This window comes from Micromonospora sp. WMMD712 (assembly GCF_029581295.1).
Lineage (GTDB): Bacteria > Actinomycetota > Actinomycetes > Mycobacteriales > Micromonosporaceae > Micromonospora > Micromonospora carbonacea.
The window spans coordinates 1227647-1238325 of the sequence record NZ_CP120743.1 but is presented as its reverse complement, the minus strand read 5'-3'; the positions used below and the strand labels follow the sequence as shown (position 1 = coordinate 1238325).

At 73.8% G+C, this 10679-nt stretch carries 8 protein-coding genes; 6 read left to right on the top strand and 2 right to left on the bottom strand.

Going from position 1 to position 10679, the window contains the following annotated elements:
* Positions 1 to 165 precede the first annotated feature (165 nt).
* Positions 166 to 846, top strand: coding sequence for a helix-turn-helix transcriptional regulator (locus tag O7633_RS05035; RefSeq protein WP_282326358.1), 681 nt, complete (start codon positions 166 to 168; stop codon positions 844 to 846).
* A 114-nt stretch (positions 847 to 960) separates the two neighbouring features.
* On the opposite strand, the gene O7633_RS05030 is transcribed toward O7633_RS05035, so the two are convergent.
* Entirely contained in the window at positions 961 to 1362 is a 402-nt protein-coding gene (locus O7633_RS05030) for a VOC family protein (protein WP_282326357.1), read from the bottom strand.
* Positions 1363 to 1568: 206 nt separating this feature from the next.
* Between O7633_RS05030 and O7633_RS05025 the strand changes: the two genes are divergently transcribed.
* The 4 genes from O7633_RS05025 to O7633_RS05010 all read left to right on the top strand — a co-directional run bounded on the left by O7633_RS05025 (position 1569) and on the right by O7633_RS05010 (position 6744).
* A complete protein-coding gene (locus O7633_RS05025; protein WP_176734789.1) occupies positions 1569 to 1718 on the top strand; it encodes a hypothetical protein in 150 nt (49 codons plus the stop codon).
* Between the two features lie 17 nt (positions 1719 to 1735).
* Positions 1736 to 3166 carry a class I SAM-dependent methyltransferase gene (locus O7633_RS05020; protein ID WP_282326356.1) on the top strand — a complete coding sequence of 477 codons (1431 nt, stop codon included), beginning with the start codon at positions 1736 to 1738 and terminating at the stop codon, positions 3164 to 3166.
* Positions 3159 to 5219 (top strand): sulfatase-like hydrolase/transferase, encoded by a 2061-nt coding sequence (locus O7633_RS05015; RefSeq protein WP_282326355.1) that lies wholly within the window; start codon positions 3159 to 3161, stop codon positions 5217 to 5219. The genes O7633_RS05020 and O7633_RS05015 overlap by 8 nt, the downstream gene beginning before the upstream one ends.
* 241 nt (positions 5220 to 5460) lie before the next feature.
* The gene (locus O7633_RS05010; RefSeq protein WP_074473291.1) at positions 5461 to 6744 is read left to right on the top strand and encodes a citrate synthase; all 1284 of its coding nucleotides are present in this window, start codon (positions 5461 to 5463) and stop codon (positions 6742 to 6744) included.
* A gap of 71 nt (positions 6745 to 6815) precedes the next feature.
* Here the strand turns inward: O7633_RS05010 and O7633_RS05005 are convergent, their stop codons facing one another.
* Positions 6816 to 8234, bottom strand: a complete 1419-nt coding sequence (locus O7633_RS05005; protein WP_282326353.1) for a glycosyltransferase family 4 protein — start codon at positions 8232 to 8234, stop codon at positions 6816 to 6818.
* 322 nt (positions 8235 to 8556) lie between these two features.
* Here O7633_RS05005 and glgX point away from each other — a divergent pair, with 322 nt between their 5' ends.
* Positions 8557 to 10677 (top strand): glycogen debranching protein GlgX, encoded by a 2121-nt coding sequence (gene glgX / locus O7633_RS05000; protein WP_282326351.1) that lies wholly within the window; start codon positions 8557 to 8559, stop codon positions 10675 to 10677.
* The last annotated feature ends 2 nt before the right edge of the window (positions 10678 to 10679 follow it).

The following is a 10679-nucleotide window of genomic DNA, read 5'->3' as shown; positions in this document are numbered from 1 at the left end:
CTGCACAAGAGCTGCGACAACGTCAGGGCGTGGAAAACTCGGGTTCGGCTGCCGGTGTGTGGCGGCGCGGTTTCCGGCGCATTGCCGAGGGGTGTTTCGCCCGATCTGCGCCGGGGCGTGGGGCGCGTTCTCCGGGCGGCGCGGCGGCGTGGAATGCTGGGCCGGATGTACCAGGAACGGCCGGCGGCCCTGCCCGGCGCGGTGCTGTGGACCGCCACCAGCGACGGCACCCCGAGCCGGGTGCTGCCCGACGGCTGCCTCGACCTGCTCTGGTCCAGCCGCGCCGGGCTGCTGGTCGCCGGTCCCGACCGCACGGCCCACCTGAGCGTCTCCGCGCCGGGGGAGCGGTGGCTGGGGCTGCGGCTGCCGCCCGGCGTCGGCCCGGCGGTCTTCGGCGTCCCCGCCGACGCGCTGCGCGACGCCCGGGTGCCGCTGGAGTCGCTGTGGGGCCGGGCCGCCCGGGAGGCCGCCGAGCGGTTGGGCGGGCGGCCCACCGGCACCGGGCTGGCGGCGCTCGCGGCCGACCGGCTCGCCGCGGCCGGCGGGCCCGACCCGCTGGGCACGCGCGTCGCCGGGCTGCTCGCCGCCGGGCGGCCGGTCGCCGAGGCCGCCGCCGAGGTCGGCCTGACCCCCCGGGCGCTGCACCGACGCTGCCGGGCCCTGTTCGGGTACGGCCCGAAGACCCTCGCCCGCATCCTGCGGATGCGCCGGGCGCTCGCCCTGGCCCGGGCCGGCACGCCGCTGGCCGAGGTGGCCGCGGTCGGCGGCTACGCCGACCAGGCCCACCTGAGCCGGGACGTGCGCGATCTGGCCGGCGTCCCGCCCGCCGTCCTGCTGCGCGGCTGAGCCGCCCCGGCCCGATGCGCTGCCGCCCGGCCCCGGCCCGCCCCGGCCGTGCGGCACCGGCCCGCGCAGCCGCCCGGCACCGGCCCGCGCAGCCGCCGCCGCGCGGCGGCCCGGTCAGCCGGCCGTCGGCAGCGGGGCGAACAGGTCCACCCCGTTGCCCTCGGGGTCGTGCAGGACGGCGTACCGCTGGCCCCAGACCGCGTCCCACGGCGGCAGGTGGCCGTGGAACCCGGCCCCCGTCAGCTCGGCCCAGCAGCGGTCCACCTCCGCCGGGTCGGCGCACCGGAACGCCAGGCTCATCCGGGGCGAGCCGGTCGGCGGCGTCCAGCCCGGGTCGAAGGAACGGATCGTCTCCACCGTGTCCCAGGCCAGCCGCAGCCCGTTGTCCAACGTGACCTCCACGTGCGGCTCGGCCTCCGCGCCGGCCGGGATGTCCAGCCCCAGGCGGCGGTAGAAGTCGAGGGTGCGGGCCATGTCGGCGACGGTCGTGCCGACGAGGTCGAAGTGAGGTGTCATACCGCCGACCGTACGGCCGGGGCGACGTGGGCGTCTTGAACGGATCGGACACCGCGCCGATCGGCGGCCGGAGTAGCCGGTGTGGCCTCGACGGGGCCGGGCGTCGCGTACGGTGGCAATGAGACAAGTCCGGCTTTTGGGCATGAACACCCCAGATTGGCGGGTGCCCGGGGTCGGCTCCGAGACGGCGAGGGGAAGGAGCGGCCGTGATGCACCTGGCCTACCTGGATGCGGGATCCGGCAGCCTGATCGTGCAGGCGGTGGTCGGCGGGGTGGCCGGAGTGGCGGTGGCCGCGAAGCTCTACTGGCGTCGGCTGACGGCCCGGTACCGCCGCCAGCGCACCGACCGCTCCTGAGCGGGGGCGCACCGGCGATGACCGTCCCGCACACCGACGTCCGGGTCGACCCCGGCTCGTTCCGCGACCCGGCCAACCGCGTCTTCTACGCCGACGGGGAGGTGCTGCGCGGCCTCGACGCCCGGGCGGCCCGGGACTGGCGGGCCCTGTCCGCCAGCGACTTCTTCCCGCCGCTGCTCGCGGCCGGCAAGGTCTGCGGCACCGAGCCCGTCGAACCGGCCAGGTTCGCCGCCGGGGCCGGCGGGCAGTGGGCCGCCGTGCTGCGTCACGAACGCATCCCGTTCGTCTCCCACCCGTACGAGTGGTCGTTCGGCATGCTCCGCGACGCGGCCCTGCTGCACCTGGAGATCCTGCGTGCCGCGCTGACCGCCGGCTTCACCACCAAGGACGGCTCGGCCTACAACCTCCAGTGGCGCGGCGTCGCGCCGGTCTTCATCGACGTCGGCTCGTTCGAGCCGGCCCGCGACGGCGAACCCTGGGCCGGCTACCGGCAGTTCTGCCAGACCATGCTCTACCCGTTGCTGCTCACCGCGCACCTCGGCGTGGACTTCCAGCCCTGGCTGCGGGCCCAGGTCGACGGGATCCCCGCGGAGCAGATGCGCCGGCTGTTCACCGGCGTCCGGCGGCTGCTGCCCGGCGTGCCCACCCACGTGCACCTGCACTCGGCCATGCAGCAGCGCAACGCCGACGCCGCCACCGGCGAGGTGCGCGAGCAACTGCGCGGCGCCGGGTTCTCCCGGGAGCTGGCGCTGGCCGCCGTCCGCCGCATCGAGCGGCTGGTCGGCCGGCTGCGTCCCCGCCAGGCGCGCAGCCACTGGGCCGACTACCAGCGCACGTGCAGCTACTCCGCCGCCGACCGCGCCGCGAAGGAACGCTTCGTCGAGCTGGCGCTGACCGCCGGCACGCCGCCCGGCCTGGTGCTCGACCTGGGCGCCAACGACGGCCGGTACGCCCGCCTCGCCGCCCGCTACGCCGGCTACGTCGTCGCCGTCGAGCAGGACGCGGCCGTGGTCGACGAGCTGTACGCGGCGCTGCGCGCCGAGGAGCAGCGGCGGGTGCTGCCGCTGGTGCTGGACCTGGCCGACCCGTCGCCCGGCGGCGGCTGGCGGGGCGTCGAACGGGCCGCGTTCGCCACCCGGGCGCGGGCCGACCTGGTGCTGGCCCTCGCCGTCGTGCACCACCTGGCGATCGGGCGCAACGTGCCGCTGGCGCAGGTCGTCGACCAGCTCGCCGACGCCTGCGTCCCCGGCGGCCGGCTGGTGGTCGAGTTCGTCCACCCCGAGGACCCGATGGCCCGGCGGCTGCTGGCCGACAAGCCGGCCGGCCTCTTCCCCGACTACCGGCCCGACGAGTTCGCCCGGCTGCTCGCCACCCGGTGCCGCGTCGAGCGGCGGGTCGAGCTGCCCGGCGGCACCCGGACGCTCTACCAGGCGGTGACGGGTGGTTGACGCGACCGTCGCGCCCCCGGTCGCTCCCGCGCCGCCCACCGCCGAGGCGGCTCCGGGCCGGCCCACCGGGCCCTCCGGCTGGCGGGCCGAGCTGCGCCGGCTGCTGGAGGTCACGGCCCTGGTCGGGCTGGTGGTCACCCAGCCGATGCTCGACGTGCTGGGCCGCAGTCCCGACTTCTTCCTGTTCCACCGGGCCACCCGCGGCGAGACCCTGGCCCTGGTCGCGCTGATCACCGCCGTGCCCACGCTGGTGCTGGCGCTGCTCGGGGCGGCGAGCCGGCTGGCGGGGCGGGCCGCCCGCTCGGCCGTGCACACGGTGCTCGTCGGCCTGCTGCTGGCCGCCCTCGCCGTGCAGGTGGGCCGGCACGTCACGCCCCTGCGGGGCGTACCGCTGCTGATCGTCGCCGTGCTGGCCGGCGCGGCCGGGGCGGCGGCGCACCGGCGGTGGCGCGGGCCGGGCCTGGCGCTGCGGGTGGCCTCGGCCGGGCCCGCGGCCTTCGTGGCGCTGTTCCTGTTCGCCTCGCCGGCCTCGGCGGTGGTGCTGCCGCGGGGCGACGCCGGCGCGGCCGGGGTGGCCGCCCCGGGCGGGCACCCGCCGGTGGTCATGCTGATCCTCGACGAGCTGCCCCTGGTCTCCCTGCTCGGCCCCGACGGGCGGATCGACGCCGCCCGCTACCCGCACTTCGCGGAGCTGGCCGGCGGCTCCACCTGGTACCGCGACGCCACCGGGGTGAGCGGCTGGACGCCGTACGCGCTGCCGGCCATGCTCACCGGCCGCTACCCGGCGAAGCCGGTCGCCCCGCACTACTCGCAGTACCCCGACAACCTGTTCACCGCCCTCGGCGGCCTGTACGACATCCGGGCCGAGGAGAGCATCACCCGGCTCTGCCCGCCCAGCCGCTGCGACCAGCCGGCCAGCCCCCGGCAGGGGCTCGGCACCCTGGTCCGGGAGAGCGGGAAGCTGCTGGGTCAGGTCGCCGCCCCGGTCGACAGCCACGTCGACCCGGAGGAGTCCTACCGCGAGCAGACCGCCGCCGAGGCGGGGCTGGACGCCGCCGAGCCCGTCCCCGCCGACCCGAAGTTCCGCTGGGACCGGCTGAACGCCAACCAGCCGGCCCGGTTCGCCAGCTTCCTGGCCGGGCTGCGTCCCGGCGACCGGCCCACCCTGCACTTCCTGCACCTGCTGATGCCGCACGCGCCGTGGCAGTTTCTGCCCTCGGGGGCCCGCTACGCCGCCCCGGAGGACCTGCCCAACGACGGCGTGGGCTGGGTCGAGCTGGCCCGGCGGCGGCACCTGGCCCAACTGGAGTACACCGACCGGCTGATCGGCGAGACGCTGCGCACGCTGCGCGCCACCGGCCTCTACGACCGGGCCCTGCTGGTGGTCACCGCCGACCACGGGGTCAGCTTCGACAACGGGGCCCAGGGGCGGGGGCTGGACGCGATCCGCGCGGCGGCCGGGCAGGTGGCCTGGGTGCCGATGTTCGTCAAGGAGCCCGGGCAGCGCGCCGGCCGGGTCGACGACCGCAACTGGGAGCACGTCGACCTGCTGCCCACCGTCGCCGACTACGCGCACGTGCGGATCCCCTGGCGGGTCGACGGGAACTCGGCCCGGCAGGCCCCGCGCGGTCGCGCCGACAAGCGCTTCTACGACCGGCCGGGGGAACCGGTCACGATCACCGGCGGGGTGCCCGCGCCGCCGCCGCTGCCGAAGCCGCACCCGCTGGTCGGCACGACCGTGGGCGAACGCCCGGCCGGCGGGTCGGCGCGGGTCGCCGACCTCGCCGCCTTCCGCGCCGTCGACCCGGACACCGGCGAGCTGCCGGCCCTGGTCTGGGGCACGGTGCCGGCATCGGTACGCGACGGCACGCTGCTCGCCGTCGCCGTCAACGGGCGGATCGGGGCGGTCGTCCCGGTGGTGCCGCCGGATGCCGGTGGCCGCCGGTTCGCGGCCTTCCTCACCGACGACCGACTGTTCCGCGCCGGGGACAACCGCGTGGACCTCTACCGGATCGGCCCGGACGGCGAGCTGCGTCACCTGAGTATTTCCTGAGAGTTTCATCCCTGCTGCCCACCGGGCCCCCGGTCACGCTTCGTGCGCGATCGGGGGCCTTTTGTCACATTGGCCCCGTTCGAGGTCGGTCTCCGACCCCCGGGTTTCCGGGCCCACCTGCCGGGAATCGGGTGACGCATACCTCACCTGCGGAACCACGACGGGCGGTGTCCCCGCAACCGTGTTTACGGTAAAAGCGAAGGCAATTTCAACGTAGATCTGCCGGCGAAGCGAGGAACACATGACGGAAGTCAAGCTCGATCACCCCGGTGGGCAGCTGTCGATGCCGGTGCAGTCGGCGGTCGAGGGCCCCGCCGGCATCGGCGTGAGTAAGCTCCTCAAGGAAACCGGGATGACCACGTACGATCCCGGTTTCGTGAACACCGCGGCCTGCTCCTCCGCGATCACCTACATCGACGGCGACGCGGGCATCCTGCGGTACCGGGGCTACCCGATCGAGCAGCTGGCCGAGAAGTCCTCCTTCCTGGAGGTCTCGTACCTGCTCATCTACGGTGAGCTGCCCGGCCAGCAGCAGCTCGACGAGTTCAGCGAGCGGATCCGGCGGCACTCCCTGCTGCACGAGGAGATGCGCCGCTTCTTCGACGGCTTCCCCCGCGACGCGCACCCGATGGCCGTGCTCTCCTCGGCCGTCAGCGCCATCTCGACCTTCTACCAGGACAGCCTGGACCCGTTCGACGCCGACCACGTCGAGATGTCCACCGTCCGGCTGATGGCGAAGGTCCCCACCATCGCCTCGTACGCCTACAAGAAGTCGATCGGGCAGCCGCTGCTGTACCCGGACAACTCCCTGGGCTACGTGGAGAACTTCCTGCGGATGACGTTCGGCGTGCCGGCGGAGCCGTACGAGGTCGACCCGGTCATGGCCAAGGTGCTGGACATGCTGTTCATCCTGCACGCCGACCACGAGCAGAACTGCTCCACGTCGACCGTGCGGCTGGTCGGCTCCAGCAACGCCAACCTCTTCGCCTCGGTCTCGGCCGGGGTGAACGCCCTGTTCGGCCCGCTGCACGGCGGCGCCAACCAGGCCGTGCTGGAGATGCTGGAGAAGATCCAGCTCGACGGCGGCGACGTGCAGTCCTTCGTCCGCAAGGTCAAGGACCGGCAGGACGGCGTGAAGCTGATGGGCTTCGGCCACCGGGTCTACAAGAACTACGACCCCCGGGCCGCGATCGTGAAGAAGGCCGCGCAGGACGTCCTCGGCCGGATGGCCAAGCCGGACCCGCTGCTGGACATCGCGATGCAGCTGGAGGAGATCGCCCTCGCGGACGACTTCTTCGTGTCCCGCCGGCTCTACCCGAACGTGGACTTCTACACCGGCCTGATCTACAAGGCCATGGGCTTCCCGACGAAGATGTTCACCGTGCTGTTCGCCCTCGGCCGGCTGCCCGGCTGGATCGCCCAGTACCGGGAGATGCTCGGCGACGCGGAGACCAAGATCGGTCGCCCGCGGCAGATCTACATCGGCTCCCCGGAGCGCGCCTACGAGCGGCCCGCCGACCGCTGACGCGCCTGTTCGTGGTTAAGAAGGGCCCCCTGCTATGCGGAATGCGTTAACAGGGGGCCCTTCCTTGCGCCTCAGCGCAGGCCGGCGGCGGCCAGCAGGTTGCCCTCGGCGACCCGCCGCTGGGCGTCGCCCCCGCTCATCCGCCGCTCGGCGCGCTCGGCGGTGAACGCCGGGGCCTTGGCGATCGCCGAGGCGTACGCGTCGGCCGTGCGGCGCGCGATGGCGGCCCAGCCGTACTGCTCGTGGACCATCCGCCGGGCCCGGCGGGCCAGCGCCCGGGCGCGCTCGGTGTCGGACAGCAGGGCGTGCACCGCCTCGGTGAGCCCCGCCGGGTCCTGCGGGGCGAACGTCATCCCGGTCACGCCCGGCTCGACGATCTCGGCCAGGCCGCCCGTCGAGGCGACCGCCAGGGGCGCCCCGGCCGCCGCCCCCTCCAGGGCGACCATGCCGAACGGCTCGTAGATGCTCGGCACCGCGAAGCAGTCCGAGGCGGCCATCACGGCGGGCAGGTCGGTGCCGCCGAGGAAGCCCGGCATGCTGACCGTGCCGCCGAGGCCGAGCCGGTGCACCTCGGCCTCCAGCGCCGGCTTGTACGGCCCGTCGCCGACGATCACCGCGCGCAGCCCTGGGTGCCGCTCGCGCAGCCGGGGCAGCCCGGCCAGCAGGTGCTGCACGCCCTTCTCGTAGACCAGCCGGCCGGCGAAGGTGACCAGCGGGCCGTCCCCGGCGAACCGGGCCCGGGCCGAGGCGACCGCCGACGTCGGCACCTTCCAGCGGTGCGGCTCCACCCCGTTGGGCACCACGTCGACCCGCGCGGCCGGCACGTCGAACAGCGCGCCGACCTCGTCGCGCATGTAGCCCGAGCAGACGATGACCCGGTTGGACTCGGAGCTCAGCCACTGCTCGACGCCGTGGATGGTGCGGTTCATCTCCTGCGGCAGCCAGCCCTGGTGCCGGCCCGCCTCCGTGGCGTGGATCGTGCTGACCAGCGGGATGTCGAGGTGGTCCCGCAGGGTCATCGCGGTGTGCGCGACGAGCCAGTCGTGGGCGTGGACGACGTCGTAGCTGCCGGATTCGGTGGCGCGCAGGGCGGCGCGGGTGAGGGTGTGGTTGAAGGCCATGGTCCAGGCGAGGAGGCTGCCGGTGGCCAGGGGGAAGGCGACCGGGTCCTCGGCGGCGCGCAGGACGCGGACGCCGTCGGCGTACTCCTCCAGGGGCGCGCCGTCGGCGTGGCGGGTGACGACGGTGACCTCGTGGCCGGCGGCGGCCAGGGCGACGGAGAGGGCGTGCACGTGGCGGCCGAGGCCGCCGACGAGCACCGGCGGGTACTCCCAGGAGAGCATGAGGATGCGGCGGGTCTGCGGGGGCACCCCACAGCCGTGGGGCTGCGGGAGCGCCGGCTGCGGGGTCTGGGACCGTGAGGTGGTGCTGGGCCGGCAGAGCCGGTCCGTGGCGGTGGCGGTCTGCTCGCCGGCCCGCAGGGTCGTCACATCGAACTCCGTCCGTGCAGGGTGGAACGCGCCGGCAACGATGGCGGCGTGACAGGGCAAGGTGGGGTGGCCGAGGGCCGAGCGGGAACGCGCGCCTCCGCACGCCCCCGCATCAAGGAAAGGGCATCCGGGCCCGAACCGCATCCTGAGAGGGCCCAAGGTGACGGACACCACCCAAAGGTCCAGTCGGCATCAGGCGGGCGGAATCGGTTACGGCACCAACGGGTGGATTGGGCCGACCGGCGGCGGGGCATTAGCGGCGTGCGCACCCGGCGGGCACGGCCCCGTCCGGGGCGATCATCATCATGGGCTGAGGAGCGACATGCAGGTCTGGCCGGGCGAGCGGTACCCGCTGGGGGCCACCCACGACGGGATGGGCACCAACTTCGCGATCTTCTCCGAGGTGGCCGAGCGCGTCGAGCTCTGCCTGTTCGACGAGTGGGACACCGGCGCCGAGCGCCGCGTCGAGCTGCGTGAGGTCGACGCGTACGTCTGGCACTGCTACATCCCGGGCATCGAGCCGGGGCAGCGCTACGGCTACCGGGTCCACGGCCCGTGGGACCCGGCGAACGGCATCCGCTGCAACCCGAACAAGCTGCTGCTCGACCCGTACGCGAAGGCCGTCGACGGTGACGTCGAGTGGCACCCGGCCGTCTACGACTACGAGGTGGGCGGCGACGAGGACCGGATGTCGGAGACCGACTCGGCCCCGTTCATGCCGAAGTCGGTGGTGGTGAACCCGTACTTCGACTGGGGCAACGACCGGCCGCCGCGCACCCCGTACCACCACTCGGTGATCTACGAGGCGCACGTGCGCGGCCTGACCATGCGCCACCCCGGCATCCCGGAGGAGCTGCGCGGCACGTACGCGGCCATCGCCTCCCCGGTCATGATCGAATACTTCCAGCGGCTCGGGGTCACGGCCGTGGAGCTGATGCCGGTGCACCAGTTCGTGCACGACCACCGCCTCGCCGACCTGGGGCTGCGCAACTACTGGGGCTACAACACGATCGGCTTCTTCGCCCCCCACCACGGCTACGCGGCCCTCGGCGGCCTCGGCCAGCAGGTGCAGGAGTTCCGGGGCATGGTCAAGACGCTGCACGCCGCCGGCATCGAGGTCATCCTCGACGTGGTCTACAACCACACCGCCGAGGGTAACCACCTCGGCCCGACGCTGAGCTTCAAGGGCGTCGACAACCCCAGCTACTACCGCCTCTCCGAGGAGAACCGGCGCTACTTCGTCGACTACACCGGCACCGGCAACAGCCTCAACGTGCGCAGCCCACACTCCCTGCAACTGATCATGGACTCGCTGCGCTACTGGGTCACCGAGATGCACGTCGACGGCTTCCGGTTCGACCTCGCGGCGACCCTGGCCCGCGAGTTCTACGAGGTCGACCGGCTGTCCACCTTCTTCGAGGTGGTCCAGCAGGACCCGGTGGTCAGCCAGGTCAAGCTCATCGCCGAGCCGTGGGACGTCGGCCCCGGCGGCTACCAGGTGGGCAACTTCCCGCCGCTGTGGACCGAGTGGAACGGAAAGTACCGCGACACGGTGCGCGACTTCTGGCGCGGCGAGCCCGCCACCCTCGCCGAGTTCGCCTCCCGCATCTCCGGCTCCGCCGACCTCTACCAGGACGACGGCCGCCGCCCGTTCCACAGCATCAACTTCGTCACCTGCCACGACGGGTTCACCCTCAACGACCTCGTGTCGTACAACGACAAGCACAACGAGGCCAACGGCGAGGACAACCGCGACGGCGAGGGCCACAACCGGTCCTGGAACTGCGGCGTCGAGGGCGAGACCGACGACCCCGGCGTGCTGGCCCTGCGGCAGCGGCAGCGGCGCAACTTCCTGGCCACCCTGATCCTCTCCCAGGGCGTGCCGATGATCGGCCACGGCGACGAGCTGGGCCGCACCCAGCGCGGCAACAACAACGCCTACTGCCAGGACAGCGAGCTGGCCTGGGTCGACTGGGACGACGCCGACGAGCCGCTGCTGGACTTCGTCCGGCGGTTGGTCGACTTCCGCCGACGCCACCAGGTGTTCCGCCGCCGCAGCTTCTTCACCGGCCTGCCCGTCGGCGGCCGGGCCGCCGGCTCGGGGCTGCCCGACCTGGCCTGGTACACCCCCGACGGCCGGGAGATGACCGGCGAGGACTGGGGCAACGACTTCGGCCGCTCGGTGGCCCTGTTCGTCAACGGCGACGGCATCCGCGAACGCGGCCAGTTCGGCCAGCGCCACCACGACTCGTCGTTCGTGCTCTGCTTCAACGCCCACGACGCCCCGCTCGACTTCACCCTGCCCGGGGAGGAGTTCGGCAAGCGCTGGGAGCAGGTGATCAGCACCGCGGACCCGGACCCGGAGAAGCCGACCCTCGTCGAGGCGGGCGGCACCATCTGCGTGCCCGACCGCTGCCTCGTGGTCCTGGAGAGGACGGTCTGAGT